The 24,308-nt window shown below is 60.3% G+C and carries 22 protein-coding genes; 4 read left to right on the top strand and 18 right to left on the bottom strand.

Annotated features, from left to right (window positions below):
• Nucleotide 1: 1 nt before the first annotated feature.
• The 7 genes from AC24GY_RS20960 to AC24GY_RS20930 form a co-directional block, all read right to left on the bottom strand.
• Nucleotides 2-1,639, bottom strand: a complete 1,638-nt coding sequence (locus tag AC24GY_RS20960) for a sulfatase family protein (protein WP_487686818.1) — start codon at nt 1,637-1,639, stop codon at nt 2-4.
• On the bottom strand, nt 1,636-3,231 hold the full coding sequence (locus tag AC24GY_RS20955) for a sulfatase family protein (RefSeq protein WP_487686816.1): 1,596 nt from the start codon (nt 3,229-3,231) through the stop codon (nt 1,636-1,638). The genes AC24GY_RS20960 and AC24GY_RS20955 overlap by 4 nt, the downstream gene beginning before the upstream one ends.
• A gap of 18 nt (nt 3,232-3,249) precedes the next feature.
• A complete protein-coding gene (locus AC24GY_RS20950; protein ID WP_487686814.1) occupies nt 3,250-5,103 on the bottom strand; it encodes a serine/threonine protein kinase in 1,854 nt (617 codons plus the stop codon).
• Nucleotides 5,104-5,111: 8 nt separating this feature from the next.
• Nucleotides 5,112-5,855: an RNA polymerase sigma factor gene (locus AC24GY_RS20945; protein WP_487686811.1), complete on the bottom strand. Its 744-nt coding sequence runs from the start codon at nt 5,853-5,855 to the stop codon at nt 5,112-5,114.
• Nucleotides 5,856-5,933: 78 nt separating this feature from the next.
• Nucleotides 5,934-6,179 carry a hypothetical protein gene (locus AC24GY_RS20940; RefSeq protein ID WP_487686808.1) on the bottom strand — a complete coding sequence of 82 codons (246 nt, stop codon included), beginning with the start codon at nt 6,177-6,179 and terminating at the stop codon, nt 5,934-5,936.
• 37 nt (nt 6,180-6,216) lie between these two features.
• On the bottom strand, nt 6,217-6,519 hold the full coding sequence (locus tag AC24GY_RS20935) for a hypothetical protein (protein ID WP_487686805.1): 303 nt from the start codon (nt 6,517-6,519) through the stop codon (nt 6,217-6,219).
• A 39-nt stretch (nt 6,520-6,558) separates the two neighbouring features.
• Complete coding sequence (locus AC24GY_RS20930; RefSeq protein WP_487686803.1) at nt 6,559-6,717, bottom strand: hypothetical protein; 159 nt, start codon at nt 6,715-6,717, stop codon at nt 6,559-6,561.
• A 267-nt stretch (nt 6,718-6,984) separates the two neighbouring features.
• Here AC24GY_RS20930 and AC24GY_RS20925 point away from each other — a divergent pair, with 267 nt between their 5' ends.
• A complete protein-coding gene (locus AC24GY_RS20925) occupies nt 6,985-7,488 on the top strand; it encodes a hypothetical protein (RefSeq protein ID WP_487686800.1) in 504 nt (167 codons plus the stop codon).
• A 5-nt stretch (nt 7,489-7,493) separates the two neighbouring features.
• On the opposite strand, the gene AC24GY_RS20920 is transcribed toward AC24GY_RS20925, so the two are convergent.
• The 9 genes from AC24GY_RS20920 to AC24GY_RS20880 form a co-directional block, all read right to left on the bottom strand.
• Entirely contained in the window at nt 7,494-9,053 is a 1,560-nt protein-coding gene (locus AC24GY_RS20920) for a WD40 repeat domain-containing protein (protein WP_487686798.1), read from the bottom strand.
• 74 nt (nt 9,054-9,127) lie between these two features.
• Nucleotides 9,128-9,469, bottom strand: coding sequence for a hypothetical protein (locus AC24GY_RS20915; RefSeq protein WP_487686795.1), 342 nt, complete (start codon nt 9,467-9,469; stop codon nt 9,128-9,130).
• 84 nt (nt 9,470-9,553) lie between these two features.
• On the bottom strand, nt 9,554-10,894 hold the full coding sequence (locus AC24GY_RS20910) for a sulfatase family protein (RefSeq protein ID WP_487686792.1): 1,341 nt from the start codon (nt 10,892-10,894) through the stop codon (nt 9,554-9,556).
• Complete coding sequence (locus AC24GY_RS20905) at nt 10,891-12,240, bottom strand: sulfatase family protein (RefSeq protein WP_487686790.1); 1,350 nt, start codon at nt 12,238-12,240, stop codon at nt 10,891-10,893. Before AC24GY_RS20905 ends, AC24GY_RS20910 begins: the two co-directional genes overlap by 4 nt.
• A 37-nt stretch (nt 12,241-12,277) precedes the next feature.
• The gene (locus AC24GY_RS20900; RefSeq protein WP_487686787.1) at nt 12,278-12,880 is read right to left on the bottom strand and encodes a DUF2314 domain-containing protein; all 603 of its coding nucleotides are present in this window, start codon (nt 12,878-12,880) and stop codon (nt 12,278-12,280) included.
• Between the two features lie 7 nt (nt 12,881-12,887).
• Nucleotides 12,888-14,384 carry a sulfatase family protein gene (locus AC24GY_RS20895; RefSeq protein ID WP_487686785.1) on the bottom strand — a complete coding sequence of 499 codons (1,497 nt, stop codon included), beginning with the start codon at nt 14,382-14,384 and terminating at the stop codon, nt 12,888-12,890.
• A 35-nt stretch (nt 14,385-14,419) separates the two neighbouring features.
• Nucleotides 14,420-15,883 (bottom strand): sulfatase family protein, encoded by a 1,464-nt coding sequence (locus tag AC24GY_RS20890; RefSeq protein WP_487686782.1) that lies wholly within the window; start codon nt 15,881-15,883, stop codon nt 14,420-14,422.
• A 45-nt stretch (nt 15,884-15,928) separates the two neighbouring features.
• Entirely contained in the window at nt 15,929-17,407 is a 1,479-nt protein-coding gene (locus AC24GY_RS20885; RefSeq protein WP_487686780.1) for a sulfatase family protein, read from the bottom strand.
• Between the two features lie 48 nt (nt 17,408-17,455).
• Complete coding sequence (locus AC24GY_RS20880) at nt 17,456-18,301, bottom strand: alpha/beta hydrolase (RefSeq protein ID WP_487686779.1); 846 nt, start codon at nt 18,299-18,301, stop codon at nt 17,456-17,458.
• A 55-nt stretch (nt 18,302-18,356) separates the two neighbouring features.
• On the opposite strand from AC24GY_RS20880, the gene AC24GY_RS20875 reads away from it, so the two are divergent.
• Both AC24GY_RS20875 and AC24GY_RS20870 read left to right on the top strand, forming a co-directional pair.
• The gene (locus AC24GY_RS20875) at nt 18,357-19,667 is read left to right on the top strand and encodes a glycoside hydrolase family protein (RefSeq protein WP_487686778.1); all 1,311 of its coding nucleotides are present in this window, start codon (nt 18,357-18,359) and stop codon (nt 19,665-19,667) included.
• A 47-nt stretch (nt 19,668-19,714) separates the two neighbouring features.
• Nucleotides 19,715-20,845, top strand: a complete 1,131-nt coding sequence (locus tag AC24GY_RS20870; protein WP_487686777.1) for a DEAD/DEAH box helicase — start codon at nt 19,715-19,717, stop codon at nt 20,843-20,845.
• 291 nt (nt 20,846-21,136) lie between these two features.
• Here AC24GY_RS20870 and AC24GY_RS20865 read toward each other — a convergent pair whose 3' ends face one another.
• Together AC24GY_RS20865 and AC24GY_RS20860 are read right to left on the bottom strand one after the other, a co-directional pair.
• Nucleotides 21,137-22,426: a right-handed parallel beta-helix repeat-containing protein gene (locus AC24GY_RS20865; RefSeq protein ID WP_487686776.1), complete on the bottom strand. Its 1,290-nt coding sequence runs from the start codon at nt 22,424-22,426 to the stop codon at nt 21,137-21,139.
• A 112-nt stretch (nt 22,427-22,538) separates the two neighbouring features.
• Entirely contained in the window at nt 22,539-23,333 is a 795-nt protein-coding gene (locus AC24GY_RS20860) for an SDR family oxidoreductase (protein WP_487686774.1), read from the bottom strand.
• A gap of 133 nt (nt 23,334-23,466) precedes the next feature.
• Between AC24GY_RS20860 and AC24GY_RS20855 the strand changes: the two genes are divergently transcribed.
• On the top strand, nt 23,467-24,255 hold the full coding sequence (locus AC24GY_RS20855) for a 3-keto-disaccharide hydrolase (RefSeq protein WP_487686773.1): 789 nt from the start codon (nt 23,467-23,469) through the stop codon (nt 24,253-24,255).
• Nucleotides 24,256-24,308 lie beyond the last annotated feature (53 nt).

Genomic DNA, 24,308 nt, shown 5'->3' with positions numbered 1-24,308 from the left:
ATTATTTGGGTGGATTGGGCACGGTGCTGGCGGTGTATTCGGCGGCGTCGATGGAGCCGTTGCCATCCACATCGCGGGCTTTGAACCATGCGGCGGCATCGGCGGGATCGCGTTTGGCGCTGAACTCCTCACGACTGAGTTTGCCATCATGATCGATGTCGAGTCTCTTGAACTGCTCGGCGCGGTTGGGATTGTTTTTCGCCTGCGCCTTGCCCTTGGGCCTCGCCTCACCAGCGATGGGCAGCGGCAGATAATCGAAGTCGAGGATCATCTTCCTTTGGAGCGCAGTCTTCAGCTCCAGCGTGGCTTCCTCCAGACCTTTCTGGCCGTAGAGATTGTGCAGCTCATTCGGGTCTTCCTTGAGGTCGTAAAGTTCATACACAGGGCGCGGACTCGTGAACCAGAGATCTTCAAACTCGGTCGCCAGCGTCTTGTCCTCGTGCGCTTGGGTGATGTCCTTCCAGCTCGGATCGCCCGCACTGTCCACAGGCGTGTAGCGCAGGTTCGGGGTGACGTTGTAGATGAGCTTGTAGCGCGCGCTGCGCACGCAGCGGCTGTAGTCCACCCCGCTGGCGGTGGTGCTTTCATTGAAGGTGGCGCTGCCATGCGGACCGCGTTCGGCAAAGATGTGCTGGCGCTCTTTTTCAAACTTCGCGCCTTTGAGCAGCGGCAGAAAACTCACGCCACTGATGCGCTCGGGCACCGGCAGTCCGGCGGCTTCGAGGCAGGTGGGCGCGATGTCTTCTCCAGAGATCAGCGCGCTGGAGTCGCCTCCCGGTTTGATCACACCCGGCCACCACGCGAGCAGCGGCACGTTCAATCCGGGATCATGCAGCGAGCCTTTGCCGCTGGGGAATGCCATGCCGTTGTCTCCCATGAAAATGATGAGCGTGTTCTCCAGTCCGGCGCGCTCTTTGACGATGTCGAGCACGCGCTGAAAATCGCCGTCGCAATGCTCGATCTCCCCTTCGTAGGCGGAGAGATCGCTGCGCACGCCAGGCAGGTCCGGCAGAAAACCGGGCACCTTGAGCTTCGCGGGGTCAGGCGGATTTTTGCCGGTGTTCCAGGCATGATGCGGATCGCTGAAACCGACCCACAGGAAGTAAGGCTTGTCCTTCGGACGCTGGTCAAAGAACTCATTCATCTTCGCCGGCACATTCTCCTGACCGCTCGCATCGACATAGTTAAAGCGATCCTTGAAGGTGACCATGTGATGCTCATCAAACACCTGCGCGGATGCCTCCGGGCTGCGCCCCGAACCATCGAGATGATACGTCCGTCCGCAGCAGCCAACAAAGTAGCCTGCGTCCTTCCGCAAGATCTCCGGAAAGGTGATCTCATCCCGCGGCAGCGGTGATGAAAACCGCGTGATGCGGCAGGCCACCGGCGAGCGCCCGGTCATAATCGTGGCACGCGAAGGCACGCACTGCGGCGCACCCGTGAACATGCGCCGGCACATGATCCCCTCGGCGGCGAAGCGGTCAAGGTTCGGCGTCTTCATCTCCTCACGTCCGTAGCAGTGGATGAAGGGGTAGCTGTGATCGTCGGAGAGAATGAAAAGAATGTTCGGCGGGGCCGAAAATGACGACTGCAAAACGCAGAACGACGAAACAAGGATGAGCAGAAAAGAAAATCTCATGGCAGGACGGGCTTGGGTTCAATGTCACTGGGGTTGATCCATCCGGCTTTCATGGGCTTGCCGCTCATGAACTTCTCGTAGAATCCAACATTCGCTTTGGAGGCGTGCTCGTATTTGTCGAAGATCTCGCCCTGGCCAAACATGCGCGGATCGCCCTGTGCTTTGAGCTCGGTGTGAAGCTGCTCACGCAGTGCTGTGGCGCGTGGATCAGCGGGCGAGTTCTTCACGAAATCGGGGTCGGACTTGAGGTCATAGAACTCCGCACCAGGGCGCAATCCAAAACAAAGCTGCCAGAACGGATCGGCAGGATTTTTGCGGTGCGCGTCGATGATGAAACTCTTCGTGGCTCCGGCATCGCAGTCCATGTAGCCGGTCTCGGGATTGCCGCCGGGCCAGCGCGAGGGCTCGAAATTTTCGATGAAGACGCTGTCCTTCGTCACAATGGCGCGAATCGGATAGCCCCAGTCATGCGGGCGGCCCACATCGGTGCGCTCTTTGCCGATGAGCACATGATCACGCACATGCGCGGGCTTGTTGGCAAAGAGATCCATCAGGCTGCGGCCCGGTGACTCCGCCATGCCGGTGTCTCCCCATTTCAAACCGGCCACTTCAACGAGCGTGGGCGCGAGATCGACGAAGCTCACGAAATCGCTCAGCGTGCGGCCCGGTTGAAGAATACCCTTCTTCCACATCATGGCCAGCGGCACATGATTGGCCTGCACATTAGCGTTGCCTTTGCTGCGCGGGAAGGGCATGCCGTGATCTGCGGTGACGATGATGAGTGTGTTTTCCAGCAGGCCTCGCTTTTCGAGATCGGCGATCATGCGCCCTAGATGCCGGTCGAAGTGCTCCACCTCAAAGGCGTAGTCGAGCATGTCATTGCGGATCACCTCGTTGTCCGGCCAGTAGGCAGGCACGTGATCGATGTCCGTGAGCTTTTTACCGCCCTTCGCCACACCGCTGCCGAATTCATAACCTCGGTGCGGCTCCACGCTGCCATACCAGAAGCACCAGGGCTTGCCGGCAGGTGCGGCATTGAGGAAGTCGCTGAAGTTGGCCGCGTAGTCGCAGTTCAGGATCTCGGGTGTGGGCGGTTCGGCTTTGCGCTTGTTGTAGGGCGTGCCCGTCATCTGGCGCGGCTTGCCATTCGCATCCACCGCCACACCGGGGCCCCAGCCTTTGGTGGTGTAACCCACATTCCAACCCTTCTCCGCCAGGGCCTCGCCCCAGCCTTTAAACTCTGGCGGGAAGTAGCAGATGTGATTTGCCGCCTCCTTGAGCTGCCATGAGTTGCGCCCCGTGAGGATGCAGGCGCGTGAGGGCGCGCACTTCGCATTCGGCGTGTATGCCTGGCTGAAGAGCAGCCCCTCCTTCGCCACGCGGTCAAAGTTCGGCGTCTTCACCCACGGCGTGCCATAGGCGCTCGCATGCGGTCCCCAGTCATCAGCAATGGCGAAGAGGATGTTTGGCGGCGGCTCTGCCGCGAATGACGAAGCCAAAACTAAAAATGACGAAAGGATGAGGGCTGCTGGTTGGCGCATGGCGAGGGAACGATGCGCATGAGAGGTTCCTTCGGCAAATTGAAGGAGCATGCCTGATCGCAGCCGGGATCACCGTGCAAACATCTGCGCTGCTTTCTGGAGCAGCGGGTCGGCAGGAAGAATGGACTGGCCGCTGCGGATCACGGCGCGGGCTTCAGCAAGCTGATTGAGCTGGGCCAGTGCCGTGGCTTTGGCGCAGTAGGCACCCGGCAGGCAGGGATCGAGATCGAGCGCCTTGGAGGCAGAGGTCTGTGCTTCCGCAAACCGGTGCAGCTCAATGAGCGCATTGGCGCGGTTCACCCAGGCCTTGGCATACGCAGCATTGAGGGCGATGGCGCGGTCGGCACTGGCCAGCGCTTCTTCGGGCTGTTTCATCCGCCGCATAAGGATGGCTCGATTGTTCCAGGTGATCGCTGCGCCGGGCTGAGAAGTCACGATGGCATCCAGCACGCTGCAGGCCTGCTCTGCGGGCAAAAGTTCGATGAAAAGATGCGAGGTGCCATCCAGTTCGCCCATGCGGTTGGATTCATAGGCGAGCTCGAGCGCCTGATCCAGCCAGCTCAAAGCATCCTCACGGCGGCCAAGACCCATCGCGGCTTGCGCGAGATTGGCCGGAGGGCCGGGTTCGTCAGAGGCCAGCTGGTGGGCTTTCGCGGCACTGCGAAATGCGGTGTCGAACTCACGCCGTTCCATGTGGATGCAGCTTTGAATCTGATGCGCCTTCCAGTTGGCGGGGTTCAGGCGCAGCGCACGTTCAGCCTCGGCATGGGCTTTGCGCGGCTGACCGAGATTGAGCCAGGTCTGCGCGGCATTGACCATAGCATCCGTCTGCAGCGGTGAATCAGGAGCCGTCGTGCGTGGAGGCGGTGCTCCGAGCAGCGAGGTGAACATGGCCTCCAAACGTGAAGCGATGACCTGGAAATTCGCGGGCCGTGCAGCGGGATCAATGGCGAGGCACTCCCGCAGCAGCACGGCCAGCGGCTCCGGCATGCGGGCGGTGGTGCAGAGCTCCGCAGGACATGCTGCCTGCGGAAAGTGACCAAGCACCGCGCACAGCAGTGTGACGCCATAGGCATACACGTCTGCCGCGATGCTGCGGCCCGAACGCAGCGCCACCATCTCAGGAGCCATGAAGCCGTCCGTGCCGGCAATGAGTCCCGCAGGACCGGTATCGCCTCCGGTGAGCGAAAGCCCGAAGTCGCTGACCTTCGCCACGCCATCGGCGGTGATCAGTACATTGGCAGGCTTCAGATCGCCATGCACCAGCTGCTCCTCTTTGAAGGCATGTGCCAGTCCGCGCGCCATGCCGAGACCATGACGCAGAGTACTGCGCCAGTCAGTACGGCCCTTCGCTATCTCCTCCGCCAAAGTCCGCCCGCCGGTGATGTGCTCCATCACGAGGAAGGGAATGCGGTTGTGCGTTTCCACGCCGTAGGCGAGCACGAGGTTGGGATGCAACGTGAGCGCCACGGAGTTCACAGCTTCCGCCACGAATTGCTCGCACAGATCCGGATCAGTCAGATGCTGCGGCAGCGGGCTCTTCAATGCGGCGAGCGAATCCCCTCGCTGATAAGTTTCCGGTCCGAGGCTGCGGCAGAGGTACACCAGCCCGAACCCCCCATGCAGGATTTTGAGCACCTCATATTTCCCGCCGATGCAGGCTCCGGGCTGAAAGGGCACCTGCTCCAAAAAACGGCACTCGTGCTGGAGTTGGCGGGTGAGATCGGCCTCTTCCTGTGAGCCGCTGTCCAGCCCAAGCAAGTCTGCAAGACCGCCTGCCTCCAGCGCATTGCCGCGCTCCAAGCGTGCGATCACCGAACCACCCGGTGTCATGGCGGAACGCGCTTCACTCGCATCGATCAGCCCGCGCCTAAGGGCGGAAAGCAGATCACGCAAGCTGCGGGAATTGGCATCGGGTGGCATGGCGGAATTCAAGCGGGGCGGCTGAGCGCGGCGAAGAGATCGCGAACCTCCGCGTCCACCTCATCGCTGTCCGTCGCATACTGGGCGATCTCCTCGCGCAGCAGCCGTTGGTAGGCGCGCCGTGCGGTGACGAGTCGGTTGGCCACTTCTTTTTCCGTGAGTCCAAACTCGGCCGCCATGTCGCGCTGCGAAGGTGCCGCGACGCCATCGAGAATGGGCAGAAGCATGAAGCGTTTGAAAATGCTGAAGTGCGTCTGCTTGCCAGTGGCCTGGCACTCGCGGTCCAGAGCGTCCACCACACGTGCCAGGAGCATGCGCGCCCATGACTGGGTGAAGGCATCCTCCGGAGTGTGGTTGTCCACACCCATCACCGCAGCGCTGCCGCCTTCTTCCAGCACTTCATCTGCGGAAATGAATCCGCCCGCTGGCCGCCGCTGCTGCGCCTGATCATGCCGGTGCGCATTGGCGGCGTAATGCTGCAGCGCGGAAAGCATCAGGCCTCGAAAGCGCCCGCGCGCCGTCTCCGCCTTCTCAAACAACTGATGCTGCATGGAGTGGAGGAAGAAGTCCTGCACCAGATCCTCGGCTTTTTCATGGCCAAAGCCACGCCGCGCGAGATAGGCCAGCACCGGCTTGCGATACAGCTGGTACAGCGTGCCGAGCACTTCGCTCTTGGTCGTTTCATCACCGTCTTTCAGCCGCGCCAGCTGTGACCAGCGCGTCTGCGGAAACATCTCGCCGTCGTTGCTCATGCCGCGCAGGCTACGGGGCAAAACGAAAACGGCAAGCCCGCATGGAACCGGGCTTGCCGTTGTGTTTGACGCGACCTCTCAGAGAGAAGGCGGCGGCACCGGGTGGACTTCCAGGCGGATGCCGGGCGCTCTGCCAGACTCCTTGTATTCCTTGATGGCCTGTTCCGGCGTGCGCCCGCTGCCGGTTTCGCGTGGAGGCTGCGCCTCGCTGATGCGCTCCACCAGTTTCTTGGCGGCGTCGAGCTTGTCATCGGAATCCGCTGCTGAAAGCGGAGCGCTCAAGGTGACAAGCAGGAGAAGCGCGAGATGGATTGATGTTTTCATGATGAGTAGAGATGAGGTGGTTTGATGCAGGGGCGATTCAGGCAGGAATCATCGTTGTGCTGGCGGAAGACGGACGGGTGGGTTTCCCCGGCAGCCTGACGCACCCCTCGTCTGTCCCGGTCACTGCCAGCTGATCCCAGGGATCAGCGGTAGGTGGCAGCGGCACGCAGGGACGGCAGGGCTTGGGCAATTCAGGAGTGGGCGCCGGGTAGATGGGTAGCGGACACAGGGGCAGCGGGCTGATGGGCAGCGGGCGGATCCATGTGTCAGCCTGGGCGCTCGGATGAAAGGCGAGTGTGGCGGCGGTGAGGAGGCAGAGGTGAAGCATTGATGTTTTCATGGGATGGAGTGGGTGAAGGGTGGAAGGATGTGGTGAGTCTTACCCGCGGACGGCGGCGACGGCGGTGGGCCCACGAGGGCGGGGTGGGTCTTTGCAGATTTCCTTGATGCGATCGGAGAGCGACTCGCCGGCCTGGGCTCCGGTGATGGAGGAGACGGCGACAAGGAGCAGCAGGGTTTGGATGAGTTTCGTTTTCATGGGATGCGGATGTTGTTTGTATTTTGTTGGTTAAGTTTGATCGGCTGATTTGCCTCTCTGCAGATGGATTACCGGTCCGTGCGCCGACTCTGCGTGAGGCCTGAAAATAATTTCACTTCGTGACGCAGAGACGACTGCTCCCTGTTTGCAGGAGGCGGATTGACGGCTGCACCGCCGTCGATTATTCCTTGGCATGTGTCAGTGCCGGATCATCACCCAGCGACAACTGCGCTGCTCCGGCTCCGATGATTTCACCCTGCACTGATCATGGCTTACGACTGGGATGATGACTTCCAAAGGTTCTGCAACTCCGCCAGCCGCGGACATGTGGATTCACCGAGTGAGGAATGGCTGACGGAGAAGCTCAATCAAGCCGCTGCACTGGCCAAAACGGGCAACCTGCGTGATGCCGCAAAGCTCATTGAAGAGATCCGCGCACGCGTGGTCGCCGTGCGTTTGTTTTACAGCTGGGACGACGGGATTCTCTGTTTTGGCAATCTCATCAGTCTGATCCGTCGCATGTCACCGGAGACCCAGGTGCCGTCCGAATACCAGAAGCTGCTGGATGCCCAGCCCAGCCTGAAATGGGACGAAGACATGACCAAAAAACAAAAGGCCTTTTGGTATGGCTCTGCCAATGCCGATGTGGGTGGCACCCTCATGAACGGACCCGCCTCTGGGTCGTCTGGAAAGTCCGGCTGCGCAGTGATCGTACTAGGTCTGCTGGCAGGCAGTCTGGGACTGGCAGTGCTCTGCCTGCTGTGCCACTGAGGCCATCAAAGGCCGGTGTCCCACACCATCACCGAGCAGTCATGTCCTCCGCTCATGACACGTCCACCGGTGGGCGTGATCGCGCAGGCATTGACCGACATGCCCGGCTCATGGCCGCGCAGGCGCTGCCTGATGCTGCTTTTTGAATCGGCACCGACTTCGATGACACAAACCTCGGCGCCAGATCCCGCCGCCGCCCATTGGCCACCTGAAGCGAGCTGGAACCCCGTGAAATAATCGTCATTGGAATCAGCCAGGCGATCGATGATTTTGCCTTCCGTGACATCCATTACGCACAGCTTGGACCCCGAAAGCACAAGGGCCTTCCAGCGCACGGACATAAAAGCGACCGCACTGATTGCACGTGCGAGAAAGTGGGCCGTTTTGGCCAGCTGTCCGTTGCTGGTATCCCAGACTTTGACCGTGTCTGCATGATCTCCGCCGCCCGTGAGCGCCCACGCGCCATCAGGGGAAAGGGCCACCGCAGCCACACCCCCGTTAAGCGTACCGCCAAAGAAGCCTCCAAACTTCCGCACATGCGATCCTTTGACCGTGTCCCACAGCCGTGCGGTGCCGTCGCCACTGCCGGTGATCAACAGCCGTCCATCAGCCGAGGCCGCGAGACTGAAGATGGTGAAGGAATGCTTGCGCAAGCAGTGAAGCACCCGGCCGCTCGCCAGGTCCCAAATCCACAACGCACCGCTTTGACCCGCAGCGGCCACCCGTGATTCATCGCCCAGGAAGATCACGGAGGTGAGAAAGTTGCCATCCGCTTTCAAGGGCGGCAGTTCCTGTCCGGTCTCCAGGTTCCAGACGCGCACGAAAGAGTTCCAGCCGACAGATAGCCCGATGCGTCCATCACGCGAAATCGCCAAGGCCTCCACGTTGTTGTCGTGCGCCCGCTTGAACTGAAACCGCAGGCTTTCCTGCGTCTTTGCCCCAGATGCGGGAGCCGGCTGAGCCATGGTCGCCGACTGGCGCTGCTCCTGATGAAGCTCATCCAGAGAACGCAGCAGGGCCTCCCTCTTTTCCTCCACGTCTTCGACTGGCGCTGTCGGCAGATCATCACGCTCGCCAATGCCGGAGCAGGCGATGGCAAAGGTTTCCTGCAACCAGCGCCACGCGCGGTGCCGCTTGGGCTCGGCATCGGTTTTGCGGATTTCGTCGGCAAACACGGCGAGCAGCTTGTCCTCGCTGTCGAAGAGCGTTTCGAGAGGCATGTCCGTCTCCAGCATCTGCAGGACAATGGAACCCAGCTGGCCGGCCATCGCGTGAAAATCGCGCTCACTGCCTTTGAGGCTTTCCAGCTCAGAGACCAGTCGTTCGATGCGTCGGCTGACAGCGAGCGCCTTGCGCCGGCGGTATTCACTGCGCGGTTCAAAAGGCATCAGCGCGTCGCACTGCGGACAGGCGATGGTGTAGTCTTCCAGCATGCGCCGCGCATTGGCGGGATCCTTCAGCACCGACATGCTGCCGATCATGTGCCGCGCACTGAGTTGGTCCGCATTGAGCTGCATGCTGCGTTGGCAATGCGGGCACTTGATCTGCCATTTTTTGTCGGACATCGGGTGCGGCGGGGTGGGGTTCAGAACTGAGCCGCAGCACACGCAGCAGCAGGTTCAAACATACCACGGATGAATCATTGCACCACCTCGCTGATTTTCTTCACGATGAAGACCGCCACATCACCGCGCTCTGGGTAATGCTTCGTGGCATGGACGCCGCTGACGGAAACAACCACGCCATCTCTGATCCACGCAAAAGCCGCTGGCGGCAGGAGCACCTGAACGCGCTGCTTTTCACCGTAACGCAGCACCCAGCCGGTGGTTTCACCACCGATGGCGACTCGCTGCTCGAGCGTGCCCATGAGCTGAACTTCAGGAACGGCTGCTGGGCTGGGGACAGAAGGTGCGGGCTGGCCCTGAGTCACAGAGCAAAGCAGGCAGGCAAGGAGGAGGGTGGCAAGAATGGAGTGTTTCATAGGAGTGGTGGATAGTTGTGTATGGATTACCCGCCTGAGATCCAACTCTGCGTCGACTTGGAATTAATTTCAGAACTCATTGCGCTACTCCTTCTTGTTCTTCTTCCTGGCCTTCTTCGCAGCCTTGCCTTTGCCCGAGGATTGGAACTCGCGATCAAGCTCAATGGGTCGGGCGTCTTTGAATTGGTCGAGAGCGGTTTGCAGTTTGGTCTTGGCGGCGGTCGCTTCGCTGCTCAGCGTGGTAGCGGCAATATCCTGCTTCTCCAGTTCATCCGTACTCAGATCGTAGAACTGGCCGGTGCGATACAGTTTGAAGCGCTGGTCAAAGGTGTACTCACGCACGGTCATATCCTGGCTCTGCCGCGGTGAGTACCAGGTATAGAGCCACTCGCGCGGCGTGCCTGCGTCACCTTTGAGCTGCGGCAGAAAGCTCACTCCATCGGTGCCTTCAGGCACCTTCACACCTGCGGCGGCGCAGAGGGTCGGGAGAAAATCAGTGCTGCTGACCAGATCGGCGGAGACGCGGCCCTGCTTCATCACGGCGGGCCAGCTGACGATCAGCGGCACATGGGTACCGTGCGATGTGGTGCTGCCTTTGCCGCCCTTGTAGTCCGCGCCTTTGAAGCGGCTGGTGATGCCGGAGTTGGTGCCATTGTCGCCGAGGAAGAGCAGCAGTGTGTTGTCGCGGATGCCGAGTTCTTCGAGCTTGGCAACGACACTGCCCACCAGCTTGTCCATGTAGGCGGTCATCTCGGCGAAGTGCTTGGGCGACTGCTGCTTGTTCTCGCTGCTGATCGTCGGATCCCAGTCCGGGCTGTCCGGCGTCGGCTGGAACGGATTGTGCGTAAGGATCATCGGGTAGTACAGAAAGAAGGGCTTCTCTTTGTTCCGGGTGATGAAGCTGAGCGCGAAGTCGTTCACCAGCGCGGGGCCGTACTCGCCGTGAGTAAAATCTTTCTCCACGCCGTTGTATTCCAGGCCGGGGTTCGCGTAGCGCGGCGGGCGGCGTGTCTGCTGCCACAGGCAGGATTCGTCGAAGCCGAAGTGCTGCGGTGAGTCCACTTCGTGCCCGAGCTGCCACTTGCCGCAGATGCCGGTGGCATAGCCAGCGCCTTTCATGAGATTGCCAAAGGTCGTCTCCGTGCGCAGCAGCGTGCCGAAGTTGATGTAGTTGCGCACGTTGTAGCGTCCGGTCATGAGCTGCACACGCGTGGGCGTGCACAGCGGCTGCACATGGCAGTTTTCGAAACGCACCCCGCTGGCCGCGAATTTGTCGATGTTTGGCGTCTGGTATGATTCCCCGCCATTCGCCGTGACGCACTCGTAGCCGAAGTCATCGACCATGATGAGAATGATGTTCGGCTGTGCCGCGAATGACGAATGCCAGAGAACGAATGTCGAAAGGATCAACAAGAAGCTTTTCATGGCTCGTGAGTTTCAGGCTTCTGCCAAGGCGTGGCGCCGCCGATCTGCACGTGCGTACTCAGGGCGGTGGAGAGTTCTTTGAAAACCTTGGGTGCCTTGCCGCTGAGGTTGTTTTTCTCCTGCGGATCGTTCTTGAGGTTGTAGAGCTCCAACGGGCTGTAAGGCGTGTTTTGCATCAGCTTCCACTCGCCCCGGATGATGGCCTCGTAGCTTTTTCCGCCGTAGGCCGCACCACCTTCACGCCGGACGAAGTAGAGATCTCGCGGTGCGTCGATGCTGCCACCGTTGAGGATCGGCACGAGGCTGATGGCATCAATGCCAGGTGAAGCTTTCGCACCAGCAAGTTCGAGAAAAGTGGGGAAAAGGTCAAAGTTCAGCCCTGCGTAGTCGCTGCGTGATCCTGCCTTGATGTGCCCCGGCCAGCGCAACATGAAAGGCACGCGCAGGCCGCCATCGTAGTGGCTGGTCTTGCCATCCCGCCAGGGGTCGTTGTTTTGCGCATGCGGCAGCGAGCCGCCGTTGTCAGAACCAAAAGCAACGACGGTGTTTTGATCGAGCCCGGTTTCCTTCAAGACGGCCAGCAGTTGCCCGATGCGATCATCCAGATGCTCCACCAGCGCGACATTCATCGCGCGTTTTTCATCCAGCTGCGGAGCGCGCGCCTTCACCTTGGCCACCCATTCCTCCGGCGGCTCGATGGGGAAATGCGGCGCATTGAAAGCGAGGTAGAGAAAGAAGGGCTGCTTCTCCTTCGCCCGTTCACGAAAGTAATCCGCCGCCCAGCCCGCGAAAATGTCCGTAGCATGGCCCTGCGGGTCGATGACCTCCGCATTGCGGCGCATGTAGTTGTGCCCCTGACGCAGATGCGTCGTGTAGCTGTCCATCATGTCGCCGAGGAAGCCGTGAAACAGGTCAAAGCCACGCTCATTCGGCGTATTCGGGGATTCCAGCCCAAGATGCCATTTGCCAATCACCGCCGTATGATAGCCGACCTTCTTCAACTCATTCCCAATCGTCGGAATGCCGGGCGCAAGATAACCCCACGAGTCCTCCGGGTTCGTGCGAATGACGCCGGGAACCCCCACGCGATCTGGAAAGCGCCCGGTGAGCAGCGCGGCCCGTGAAGGCGAGCACACCGTGCAGTTCGCCCGCATGTTCTGGAAGAGCATGCCCTCCGCCGCCAGCTTGTCGATGTTCGGCGTGTGGCAGTCCGAGGGATGGTAAGTCGAGACATCACCGTAGCCGAGATCGTCAGCGTAGATGATCAGGAAGTTGGGCCGCTGCTCCGCAGCGAACAACGAAGCCACAATGAAGAATGACGAAACAATGAGAGTGAGGTGCTTCATGGGTGGGGAAACTGATCAGCGGAAATTTGTTGGTAAATCAGCCATTGATTGCAAACACATGGGTGGGATGAAAACAAATCTCGTCGCCTTCATTGATGGCGGTATGCAGATGAGGCTGGTTCAAGAGGCGTCCTCGATAATCTCCGTAATCATCATTCACCTCAATCACCTCCACCCACATACGTTCGCAGTCGTTGTCATGGCGTTCTGACCATTCGTCTGCAAATCGGAATATCAGCTGCGCTACTTGTCCTGTCTTAAGTCCGTCGCGATCCTTCGCATCCGGAATCTTGCAGAACTCTGAATACGCAGTGGCATCATCAAGATAAAAGCCGTCATCTTTGAAAACAGGGTAGGGATGATGCCGTGACCGTACCCACGCGGCATGTGAGTTAGTGCGTTCGGCTTTCCAGCCCGGAGGCAGATCGTTCAGCTCTCCGACGGTCGGATCGAGCTTGAACACTGTTTCCAAGCACACAATCTTTATATCGGATTGCTCAGGGTCTCGATCAGGATGGAATTGCCATGAGCCATCATCCCAATCGTGATAGACACGAAGGATCGGCTCGCCTTTGAAGATGTACTGGGATGCGAAAGTCGCGGTGTTGGTCGCATCCTTGAACGGCCAGTCCTTACTCATATCCATATTACTTCTGTTTCTTTTTTTGCTTCGGCGCAGGCTCCGGCACTGGCGGCAGTCCATCATCCGGCTGGTTCCAAAGGCGATAAGGATCATCGAGGCGGCGCATTTCGGCAAGAAGCAGCGCCTCCATCTCAGCGAGCTTCGCGGCATGCTGCGGATCACTCGCGAGATTGGTCTTCAGCGGGTCTTTGCTGCCGTGCTCCTTGAGGAGTTCGTCGGGATTCGCGGCGAGATTGAAAAGCTGCGTCTCATGCACGGCGCCGTTCATGGCATCATACTTGATCAGCTTCCAGTCGCCCTGCTGCACGCAGCGCATGCCGGGCTTGGTGCCGCCGCAGTAAACGCCGTACATCACATCGCGCACGGCGGTCTTTTTACCTTCGAGCACCGGCTTGAAGCTGACCCCTTCGTTGCTCTCCGGTGCGGGGATGCCCGCGATGTCGCAAAGCGTGGCCACGATGTCGAGCAGGTAGATGTTTCCCGGCACGCGGGAGCCGGGCTTGATGCCGGGGCCTTTGACGATGAAGGGCACGCGCCAGGTGTGCTCGTAGAGGTTTTGTTTTCCCTGCAATCCATGGCGGCCGATGGCGATGCCGTGGTCAGCCGTGTAAACGATGTAGGTGTTGTCGAGCTCACCCATGGCTTTGAGCTTCTCCAGCACACGGCCAATCTGGATGTCGATGTTCTCATTGCAGGCGAACTCGCGGCCGATCTCGTTGCGGATGGTGGCTTCATCGCGGTTCTTCCACACACCGCTGACTTCCACTTCATCGCGCACGTTGGCGTCGCCGTTGTTGAAGGGATGCGCGGGGAGGTAGTTCGCGGGAAGTGCAGGCTGCTTGGGGTTCAATGCAGGCAGCGTGTTGGGATCTTCATGATTGGTCGCACCGTATTTCGCCAACAACTCGGGACGGCCGTCGCGGGTGTCGTGCGGATGGGAGAAGCCGAAGTTGATGAGGAAGGGATCGGTGTCCTTCTTCGACTCGCGCTCGTTCAGGTACTCCATCACTCGGTCGCCATGCCAGGTGCTGCCGGTCTCATCGGTGCCGCCGCGCTTGGTGGCATCATGCCGCACGGTGAACTGTTTGTTCGCGCCCTCATAGGAGTTGCCCTGCTTGCAGGTGCGCATGGTGTCGTAGCCGGCGCGATTGAACACTGCGGCCAGCGTGTTCAGCTCCAGATTCGGCGGGCAATGCTCCTTCGCCCCGGGGCCGATGGGCAGATGCCACACGCTGCGTCCGCTCATGATCATGTGTCGTGAAGGCGTGCATACCGCACCGCTGAAGGAGCCCATGTGCCGCGCAGAATCAAAGACCATGCCCTCCGCCGCAAGCATGTCGATGTTCGGGGACTGCAGCGGCGACTTCGGGTTGTAGAACTTGAAGTCAAAGGGTGACTGGTCATCCACGACGATGAAGAGGATGTTGGGACGCTTTGCCGGAGCGGCAAATGACGATGCCAAAAGGCACAATGACGAAAGGAGGAGAAGGAGGGCTTTCATGATTGGGAGAGCTGAGTGTGATCTAAAACCTGTCATTATTCGGCCTTGGCCTTCTTGCCTGCGCCTTTCTTTTTATTGGGGGTGAATTTGCGCGCACCGCGCTGGTCCATCGGCAGCAGCGCACCACCGCGGGCGTTCATCTCGGCATCGCACAGCGCACGCATTTTCTGTAGTGCCTCGGCGTGTGCCGGATCGGTGGCGAGATTTTTGAGCTCATCGCGATCCGTTTCCAAATCATGCAGAAACTCATACGCAGGCTTCTGATCGAAGTAGCGCGCATACACGTAGCGCTGGCCGCGAATGCCCTCCCAGGTGAGCGTGGGCGCGAGGTCGAGGTGCTCGCAGAAGAAATGCTCGCGCCAGGGTTTGTCGCTCCCCTTCCCTTCGATGAGCGTCGAAAGGCTGCGGCCTTCGTAGGCGTCCGGGCGCTTCACTCCGGCCCAGTCAATGAAGGTGGCAGGCAAATCGACATTGAGCACGAGGTCATCCACCACGCGGCCGCGTTGCTCCTTGGGAAGGCGCGGATCATAGACGATCATCGGCACGCGCAGCGATTCCTCATAGTGCGACCACTTGCCCTGAAAGCCGCGATCCCCGAGGTAGTAGCCGTTGTCGGCGGAATAGACGATGATCGTGTTGTCCGCGAGCCCGGCCTCCTTCAGCGCGGCAAGCACACGCGCGATGGCTTTGTCGACACCGCTGATCATGCGGTAGTAGGCGCGCACGTTCGTTTCGAATTTATCCGGCGTGTCGTAGCCCCAGAACCAGCGCTCGCGGTTGATCGAGTCTTTGAGGAACTGCGGGTGCGCCTCGTAGATGGCGGGATCTCCCAGACGCGCGGGCGGGATGGAGCGGTCTTCATACATGCCATCGACCGATTGCGGCCATGGATAGAGCCCGATGCCCGGGCGGTGATCATTGTCTTCCGCATGCGCCGCATTGAACCACAGATTCAACGCGAAGGGTTTGTCCTTGGGCTGGGATTTGATGAACTCGATGCCCTTGTCACACACGAGATCGGTTTCATGGCGCTTCGTGCCGTCCGGCATCGTTTTGAAATACGGATTGCGGCCGATGGCCTCGTACTCGTCATACTGCTCCTGTGGTTTGAAACCCTGCGGGGCGATCATGTGCCATTTGCCGAAATGGCCCGTGCGGTAGCCTGCCGCACGCAGCAGCACAGGATACATGGTGGCCAGCGCCTCCGGCTTCACCGTGGGGATGGCATCGCGCTGCGCATGAGACCGCGCCCACTGGCCCGTCAGCACCACCGCACGGCTGACCCAGCACACTGCCGTGGTGACGTGTGCATTGCTGAAACGCACCCCCTGTGCCGCGAGACTGTCCACCGTGGGCGTCTGCACGATGGGATGCCCCGCACAGCTCTGCGTGTCCCACCGTTGATCATCGGCAAAGAGAAAGAGGATGTTGGGGCGTGACGGTTCAGCAGCAGACACCGCCGCCAAACCCAGGGACAACAAAGCGAAAACAGATTTCATGAACCTCTGCGAACGAAGCCAGCGCCGCCAATCTTCCGCCTGAGATCAGGGAATGCGTGGGTCTGCAGAGAGCCCGTAGCTTTTCTCCCACCACGCCACGCGCTCGGCATCGCTGGGCTGGGCTTTCTTAACGCGGGATTTCCAGATGCGTTCGTATTCGAGGCGCTTGACCCGCTGGATGGCGCTCAGCGGCGGATCTGTGGGCGGATCTCCCTGCGCACCACGGTCCGGGCTGGTGTTGATCCACTTGTCCATGGCGCTGCGCATGGCCGCCATGCGGTCCGCCACCTTGGCATCTTTGGCGATGTTGTGCAGCCCCTGCGGATCCGCTTTGAGATCGTAAAACTCCAGTGCCTCACGGCGTGGTGCCAGCCACTGCGCCTGAAATTCATTGAGCTTGCCGGTCTCGTTCAGGACTCGCAAGAGCGGCATACCGGGATAGCTGTACTCCTTGTAACCGGACCAGTTCAGCCGTGAGCGGGAGGGCTGAAAATTGCGCACAAAGAGCGCGTCCGTCTCGATCACCGCCCGGATGCGGTCCATCGCATCACCACAGCGGTCGCGCGCGGCAAACAGCCTGCTGCGTTCGGGGAATTCACGACCTAGAATACCCCGGCCTTCCATCCATGGCGGGACGGGCAGACCCGCGAGCTGGAGCATGGACGGCGCGAGGTCGATGAGGCTGACCAGCCTCTCCTCCACGCCCCCGGCAGCCACGCCCGGGCCGCGCATGATCAGCGGCACCTGCAGCCCTTCCACACTCAGCCATTGCTTGCCCCAGGGCATCGGCCGGCCGTGATCAGCGAAGAACATGACGATCGTGTTGTCCAGCACGCCTTCCGTCTTGAGCTGATCAAGGATGACGCCGACACGCTGGTCCACCATTTCCACACTGCGCTGATACGCATACCAGTCACGGCGCACCAGCGGATGATCGGGGTAGTTGGGCGGGATCTGGATGGCCTTCAGCTTCGCCTCGTCATACTCCTCCGGAATCGGAAACGGCCGGTGCGGCTCGGTGATCTGAAACTGCGCGAAAAACGGCTGGCCGGGGCTGCGCTTCCGCCAGTCATTGCCATCATACATTTTCGCCGGATCGTGGGCAAAGTTGTAGTGCGTCTTGGCCTTGGTGACGGGACGTCCGTTGCGCACCGTATCAGGAGCCGCCGCATTCGTGACACACCACCCCGCTTCGCGCAGCAGGTCCGGCAGCGGTTTGTAGCGCGGAGGCAGCGGCTGCGGGTTTTCCACATCGTGCGGATGCAGCCCGGTCGTCGTTTGATAGCACCCCAGGATGAAGGCCGAACGCGAGGCGCTGCACACCGGCGCCGTGGCGTAGGCCCGTGTGTAGCGCCGCCCCTCGGCGGCCAGCCGGTCAAGATTCGGCGTGCTCACCTCCTTCAAACCATAGACCCCGATGTCCGGCGACATGTCATCCGCGATGATCCACACAAAATTCGGCCCCGCTGCGGCTGCCGCAGTGTGGACCATCAGAAGGACAAGACTGGTCAGTACAAACTTCATGTTCTTAAAGGAACGTGAAGGTGCGGGATTTGTGTCAGCGAGTTGAACTCAAGGTTCAGAGATCCATTTCTGCGCCTTCAGCCAGAACACCAGATCCGCAAACCACGGGTGCTGCGTGCCGATGAGACCGGTGCCGTGGTCACCATGCTGGTAGAGATGCAGCTCATGGGGCACGCCGTTTTGATGCAACGCGGCGGCATACAGCTGCGCATGCTCCACTGGCACCAGTTTGTCCTCGCTGGTGTGCCACAGGAAGCAGGGCGGCAGGCCGGGGCGCACCTGCAGCTCGCTGGAGGTCTGGCGCACGAGTTCGTCACTGGGCTTGTCACCGATGAGCATCTTGCGCGAAGTCGCATGCGGCTTGGTGATCATGCTGATCACGGGATAGCAGAGGATGGCGAGATCCGGCCGTGGACTCACGCCGGGGGTGCGACCTTCGATCTCGCCGTCTTCAGGGTGGTTGATCAAGGTGGAGACGAGATGTCCTCCAGCGGAGAAACCCATCACGCCGATGCGCGCGGGGTCGATCTTCCAGCGTGCGGCATTGCCGCGGATCTGCCGCATGGATTCCACCGCATCCTGCAGCTGCGCGGGGTAGCGATAACCCGCACTGCCAAGCCGGTAGCGCAGCACAAAGGCCGTGATGCCCTGCTCATTGAGCCAGCGCGCAAACGGTTCCGCCTGCCCCTCATAGATGCCTGAGTAGCTGCCGCCCGGAATCAGCAGCATCGCCGCACCGCTGGCTTTCTCAGGCACATAAGGCGTGAGCGTCGAGATGTCCTTCGGCGCCGTGCCCAGAGCCCCCGGAGCTCCCGCCTGCCAAAGCACAATGGGCTTCTCAGCCGCTAGAAGCGATACGCTGCTGATGAAAAACGTGAGGAGAAAAAACTTCATGAAATGGATGAATGCATGAACGATCTCGGCAGGCATCATTTTACCTCTGTTATTCATGCGCATTTTTTGGCTCCTTGCTGTCCTCCAACTTTTCGCGCCGCCCATCAAAGCGCAGGAAGAGGCGACGATGCTGCATTTCAAGCCGCGCGATCATGCGCTGGGCGATGTACACCCCTTCTTCCATCAGGGGGAGTGCTTCCTCTACTACCTGAAGCCCGGGAAGTATGAGTCCGTGCTTGCGCGGTCAAAAGACTGGCTGCGCTGGACTGAAACGCCGCTCACACACGATGAGGTCAAACCTGCGGACTGGATGAGTCCCTATTTCGTGCTCGGCGTCTTTCATGACCCGGTGGCCAGGGTCTTCCGCAGTTTCTACGGGCATGCACAGGGACGCATGGTCAGTTCTGTGAGCGACGATCTTCTACACTGGGCCTGCGCGCCGAAGGAGTTTCATGTGCCTGCCTCTGGCTACTACCAGCGGCGCCGGGATCCCTTCATCTTTTGGATTCCCGAGATGAAGCAGTACGCTTGTGTGATGACCACCTGGATGAAAGGACGCCCCAAGGAAACCTGCGGAGCGGTAAGCCTCGCCACCTCGCCCGATTTGGTGCACTGGAAAGATCACGGTCCCATTCTGGATCCTGGCACCATCGGCGAGCCCGAGTGCCCGCAGATGTTTCAGCTGGCGGGGCGCTGGTATTTGCTCGCAAGCATCTATGACCGCGCGGTGGGCCAGCCTGTGTATTGGAGCAGCACCTCTCCGCTTGGGCCGTGGAAAAACGAACCCGACGGCGTGCTGGACGGCAAAGACCTCTGTGCCGCACAAATCGCCTTCAATGGTGAGACGCCCGTTTTGTTTGGCTGGATACCGCTCACACCCGCGAAACCAGGCAAACAGCCCTGGGGCGGGCATCTTGCGCTGCCTCGTGAAGTACATGCCTTGCCAGATGGCAGGCTCGGCACGCACTTGCCTGCGAAACTGCTGAAGCACTTCGAAAAACTGCCCTGGCAGCGTGAAGCCGGTGCGTGGAGCCATTTAGTCGCTGAATTCACGCTCACGCTGCCTGAAGGCACGGGTGAGGTGCGAATCAGCCTCGCTCCTCTTGGCGAGGTCCTTTTGAAGCGCGACCAGCTTCGCATTCTCGATGCCGCTGGCGAATGCTGGAGCGAACTGCCCGTCGATCTGCCAAAGGGGCGGCTGCTGAAGGTCTCGTTGGTGGTCGAAGACGACAGGGTCGAGGTCTTTGTCCATGACCGGTATTCGCTGGCAGCACGACTGCCCGCCACGAAAGGGCCCGTGAGGCTTTCAATTCCAAGTGCGAGCGTTAAATCCGGCCGTTTCAGCGAGTGGCGATTGCCGCGTTAAACCGCATTGCTGCTGGCATTCCGGGCCATTGTGATGGAAGACACAGGATGTCAGAAACCGACCCCCATCCCTTTGCCGCCCTCGGAATTCCACCGGAGATGATCCGTGGTCTGGAGGAGCTGGGCATCGTCACCCCCACGGCGGTGCAGTCCACGGTGATCCCCTTTCTGCTCAAGGACGGCAGCGATCTCATCGCTCAGGCGCAGACCGGCACCGGCAAAACGGCCGCCTTTGGCCTGCCGCTGCTGACCAAGATGAACCCCAAGCACCGGGACATCCAGGGGCTCGTGCTCGCACCGACACGCGAACTGGCCAAGCAGATCGGCAAGCAGCTCTTCCGCTTCACCAAGTACACGGATAAAATTTTCATCGAAGTCGTCAGCGGCGGCGACAACATCGACCGCCAGACCGACGCGCTGAAACGCCCCACGCACATCGTCGTCGCCACACCAGGCCGCCTGTTGGATCTCATCGAGCGCGATGCGCTGACACTGGAGTTCGTCCGCTATGTCGTGCTGGACGAGGCGGATGAGATGCTCAGCATGGGCTTCAAGAAGCAGCTCTCGGAAATCCTCAAGCTCGCGGCCATGCGGCGCAGCACCTGGCTCTTTTCCGCCACCTTCCCCCCGGGAATCCAGGACCTCATCAAGGGCAGCATGTCCGCCAACCCGCACTCGATCCAGATTGATCAGGCGAATGTGGTCAATCGCGACATCGACCACCGCTTCGCCATCTGCAAAGGGGACGGAAAAACCGCCTACATCTTCGACTTCCTCCAGCGCCAGAAGGACCGCCGCGGCATCATCTTCTGCCGCACCAAAGCCGGTGCCATGGAGCTCTATCAGGAGCTCGCCGACCTCGGCCTGCCCGTGGATGTGCTGCAGGGCGACCTCATGCAGAAGGAGCGCGACAAAGTCATGCGCGCCTTCAAAAAGCAGCGCGTCCAGTTCGTCGTCGCCACCGACGTGGCCGCACGCGGCATCGACGTGGCAGACCTGTCCTTCGTCATCCACCACCAGCTCCCCGACCAGCTCGAATACTACACCCACCGCAGCGGCCGCACCGCCCGCGCCGGGAAGAAAGGCATGTCACTCGCGCTGATCAACGCCAAGGAAAAATGGCAGATCACCCAGCTCGAAGACAAGCTCAAGGTGAGGTTCAGCGAGTTTCGGAGATAACAGTTAGAAACCAGCGGAGACTCAAGCGAGCCGTGCGAAGCATGGCTTGAAGTACGACGGACACTCCTGTCTGTCGGTCAGCGGCACCGACATTCTCCAGATATGCACCGAGTTTCAAATTGACCGGCGAAAGCCGTCAGATTGCGGCGGCGACCTGGAAGAGTGACTTGCAAGCTCTTAGTTCCAGCGGAACGCTGACCGAAAGACAGGAGTGTCTATCGTACTCACCAGAACCCGAACCTTCCACTATATAGTGTCAGCTGAGCTGCGTGATCATTCGAATTCCCTGCATCACTCCGGCAACTCCCCATTGCACACGCCCTGCGCGCCGGGATGAAACAAATTATTCGAAAAATGCAGCCCCCTCGGCGCATTCGGCCCACCCGGAATAATCACCGCATACTTATAGCGAGGCTTGCCGATGCTGTGAATGACATTGCCGGTTATGATAACATCAGCGAGCGGTGGGTCGTCGGGCTGCTGGCCGTTGTCGAATTTGATGGGAGAGCGTTCATCACCCCAGATCCAATGCGCGTCGCCGTGGCCGAAGTCGGAGATGATGTTGTTGCTGATGATGGAGCCGCCGTCGGCGTTCTCCGGTTTGCCATCGGCGGCAGGATGCGCGCCGGCACCGGGCATGAGGCCGATGGCCCAGAGCGAGTTGCGCACAAACTGATTGCCTGTGATGAGCACGTTGCGCGAGCCGTGCATGGCCTTCATGCCGATGAAGGCATTCGTGATGATGTTCTGTGAAACGATGACGTGATCCGCATGAATGTCCAAGCCCTGCGCGGCGTTCTCGATGTGGTTGCCGATCACGCGCGTCAGATCATTCACCTCCGGGGCATTCACCACGATGCCCGAGCCCTGCTGCCAGGCATCGGTGTAGTTCGAGTCCCAGGCCTGCTGGTTCATGATGGTGCCTTTGACCGCGTTCTTCTTCACGTAGTCGCCCAGCTTGTACTTGGCCTTCACTTCCGGAGTGGGAACAAAGTTGTCCTCGATGACGCGGTTGCCCTCGATCAGTGTGCCGGTGCTGTAGCTAACGCTGATGCCGGTGCCGTCGGTGCAGTTGAAGGCGTAGCCCCAGTCCGTGCTCTGCGTGCGGTCATCAATGCTCACGCGCATGTAGTTGCGCACCACGCAGCGGCTGATGCGTGTGTCCTTGCTCTCGCGCACGCTGATGGCTCCGGCAGGGCTGCGGTTGTCGATGACGCGCACGTTGTCGAGCACAAGATCGCGGCACTTGATGGCTAGCACGCCCTCATTGCGGGATTCCATCTTCCCCTCCGGCCGCGTGAGCGTCAGGTCACGAACCTCCGCCCCCTTTGCATTCTCAATCTCGATGATCGGCTGATCTGCACTCTGCTGAACGATGCGCCCCGGCCCAAACAACCCGCTGCGCTCGCCACGGATGCGAATCTTCTCGGTAATTAAGTAATCCCCCGCCGGCACAAAGAGCATGCGGTTCGGATTCGCATTCAGCGCCTCCTGAATGGAGGGATAGGCGGCGACGGAGAGGTCGGCGGCATTGACCGTAAAGGTCGAGAGAGCGAGATAGAGTAGCAGGGCGCGAATCATGAGTGCTGAGTGAACGCGAATGAACCGACGTATTTTCAACGTCTGGTGCTTCCTCATACTCTTCCTCCCTTGGCGCGAATGTTACCTGGGGGAGGAAGAGAAGGATAAAAGGCTACTTCTTCGGCCCAATATCCAAACCCGCCAGCCACGGTGCCGTGATCTGCGGCGGCATTCCGCCGAAAGGCTGATACGCGGGAAGCTGGAGAACGCTCATGCAGTGCGCTTGCGATGCGATGAAGAAAAGCGTCTCGGCGCAGTCTTCCGTCTGGATCATGGCGCTGCGGTGCTCAGCGGTGGGCTTCACAGGGCGCTTTTCCACGAGGGGCGTGAGGGCTTCACCGGGGGCATATTCGGAAAGGACAATGCCATGCGCGCTGAGCTGCATGCGGGCGGTGAAGAGCAGGCCATGCACGGCCCACTTGCTGGCCGTGTAAGGCACGCCGGCAAACGAGTCAAAGCCATGCCCGGCCGTGGAGGAGACAACGACGATCCTGCCGCCGCCGCTTTCGGCCATCGGCTTGGAAACGGCTTGGATCATGTTCACCACGCCCATCACATTCACGTCCAGCACGCTGCGCCAGCTGGCTTCGCTGGCCAGTTTGCTCGGGTCGGCATGCGCCATGAAGCGGTCAGGGGTGTTGATCCCAGCAGTGTGAATCAAAGCGGCAACAGGCCCGTGCTTCAGCACCTGCGCGAGCGCGGTGGCCACGCTGGCGGAATCGGCCACATCACACACGATGGAGGTGATGCGCGGGGAAAGCGCCGCCGTCGCCTGCAGTGACTCCAGCGTGCGTCCAAAAATAAATGTCTTCGCGCCAGCATCCGCAAATCGCTTCGCTGCGCTCTGTCCCATGCCGCCGCCACCACCGGTGACGATGACGATCTTGTCGTTCCATTGTTTGTCCATCCGCCGACCCTAGCGGCACTTCGCGAGGCGTCGAATGAAGCGTGCGTTTTGGGTGAAAATTTTTCAGCCGTATGTGCGACGCGCCGTGAAAGGTTCTGATTGGAAACAGCGCTGCCACCGCCAAGATGACCTCATGTTCCCAACCACTCGAACCTTCCTTCTCGCCCTGACATGCCTGACCTCCGTGGCGATGGCCGACGAACCCAAGTGGATCCCTCTCTTCAATGGCAAGGACCTCACGGGCTGGACGATCAAGATCGCCAAGCACCCGCTCGGCGAAAACTTCGCAAAAACGTTTCAGGTGGAGGATGGCATCCTGAAGGTGAGCTACGACGGCTACGACAAGTTTGACCAGCAGTACGGCCACCTCTTCACCAACGTGGCCTACTCCCACTACATCCTGCGCATGGAGTACCGCTTCACCGGCAAGATGATGGCGGACGCCCCAAAGTATGTGAACCTCAACAGCGGCGTGATGCTGCATGCCCAGCCGCCGCAGAGCATGCGCTTTGATCAGGGCTTCCCCTCCAGCCTCGAAATGCAGTTTCTGGCCGATGAGGGCAAAGGCCCGCGCTCCACGGGGAATCTCTGTACACCCGGCACACATGTCGAGATGGGCGGAGAGCTGATCACCAAGCACATCGTCAAATCCAGCGCGCCGACTTTTCCTGCCGAAGAATGGGTGCGTGCCGAAGTCGAAGTGCGTGGCAATGACGAGATCATCCACCGCATCAACGGCGTCGAGGTCCTGCGCTACCAGCGCCCGCAGCTCGACGCAGCATGCAAGATCGCTCCTGCCGGCGACATCGTGGAAGCCGGCGGCGATGTGATGCTGGGCTACGGCCACATCGCCCTTCAGGCCGAAGGCCAGCCCGTGTGGTTCCGAAAGATCGAGCTGATGTCGCTGGAGAAGAAAAAATGACTGCTCGAATGAGGATCGGTTAAGCCCAGCGTCCCAGGCGCGCGGACCTCCGA

Source organism: Prosthecobacter sp. Pr1, from assembly GCF_057652315.1.
Note: the sequence above shows the minus strand (reverse complement) of the source record. Positions and strands in the feature narration are given on the sequence as shown.

Bases quoted from the DNA above. Each gene is read 5' to 3' on its own strand.
- AC24GY_RS20960 (WP_487686818.1), bottom strand. From the start codon at position 1,639: ATGAGATTTTCTTTTCTGCTCATCCTTGTTTCGTCGTTCTGCGTTTTG.
- AC24GY_RS20955 (WP_487686816.1), bottom strand. From the start codon at position 3,231: ATGCTCCTTCAATTTGCCGAAGGAACCTCTCATGCGCATCGTTCCCTC.
- AC24GY_RS20950 (WP_487686814.1), bottom strand. From the start codon at position 5,103: ATGCCACCCGATGCCAATTCCCGCAGCTTGCGTGATCTGCTTTCCGCC.
- AC24GY_RS20945 (WP_487686811.1), bottom strand. From the start codon at position 5,855: ATGAGCAACGACGGCGAGATGTTTCCGCAGACGCGCTGGTCACAGCTG.
- AC24GY_RS20940 (WP_487686808.1), bottom strand. From the start codon at position 6,179: ATGAAAACATCAATCCATCTCGCGCTTCTCCTGCTTGTCACCTTGAGC.
- AC24GY_RS20935 (WP_487686805.1), bottom strand. From the start codon at position 6,519: ATGAAAACATCAATGCTTCACCTCTGCCTCCTCACCGCCGCCACACTC.
- AC24GY_RS20930 (WP_487686803.1), bottom strand. From the start codon at position 6,717: ATGAAAACGAAACTCATCCAAACCCTGCTGCTCCTTGTCGCCGTCTCC.
- AC24GY_RS20925 (WP_487686800.1), top strand. From the start codon at position 6,985: ATGGCTTACGACTGGGATGATGACTTCCAAAGGTTCTGCAACTCCGCC.
- AC24GY_RS20920 (WP_487686798.1), bottom strand. From the start codon at position 9,053: ATGTCCGACAAAAAATGGCAGATCAAGTGCCCGCATTGCCAACGCAGC.
- AC24GY_RS20915 (WP_487686795.1), bottom strand. From the start codon at position 9,469: ATGAAACACTCCATTCTTGCCACCCTCCTCCTTGCCTGCCTGCTTTGC.
- AC24GY_RS20910 (WP_487686792.1), bottom strand. From the start codon at position 10,894: ATGAAAAGCTTCTTGTTGATCCTTTCGACATTCGTTCTCTGGCATTCG.
- AC24GY_RS20905 (WP_487686790.1), bottom strand. From the start codon at position 12,240: ATGAAGCACCTCACTCTCATTGTTTCGTCATTCTTCATTGTGGCTTCG.
- AC24GY_RS20900 (WP_487686787.1), bottom strand. From the start codon at position 12,880: ATGAGTAAGGACTGGCCGTTCAAGGATGCGACCAACACCGCGACTTTC.
- AC24GY_RS20895 (WP_487686785.1), bottom strand. From the start codon at position 14,384: ATGAAAGCCCTCCTTCTCCTCCTTTCGTCATTGTGCCTTTTGGCATCG.
- AC24GY_RS20890 (WP_487686782.1), bottom strand. From the start codon at position 15,883: ATGAAATCTGTTTTCGCTTTGTTGTCCCTGGGTTTGGCGGCGGTGTCT.
- AC24GY_RS20885 (WP_487686780.1), bottom strand. From the start codon at position 17,407: ATGAAGTTTGTACTGACCAGTCTTGTCCTTCTGATGGTCCACACTGCG.
- AC24GY_RS20880 (WP_487686779.1), bottom strand. From the start codon at position 18,301: ATGAAGTTTTTTCTCCTCACGTTTTTCATCAGCAGCGTATCGCTTCTA.
- AC24GY_RS20875 (WP_487686778.1), top strand. From the start codon at position 18,357: ATGCGCATTTTTTGGCTCCTTGCTGTCCTCCAACTTTTCGCGCCGCCC.
- AC24GY_RS20870 (WP_487686777.1), top strand. From the start codon at position 19,715: ATGTCAGAAACCGACCCCCATCCCTTTGCCGCCCTCGGAATTCCACCG.
- AC24GY_RS20865 (WP_487686776.1), bottom strand. From the start codon at position 22,426: ATGATTCGCGCCCTGCTACTCTATCTCGCTCTCTCGACCTTTACGGTC.
- AC24GY_RS20860 (WP_487686774.1), bottom strand. From the start codon at position 23,333: ATGGACAAACAATGGAACGACAAGATCGTCATCGTCACCGGTGGTGGC.
- AC24GY_RS20855 (WP_487686773.1), top strand. From the start codon at position 23,467: ATGTTCCCAACCACTCGAACCTTCCTTCTCGCCCTGACATGCCTGACC.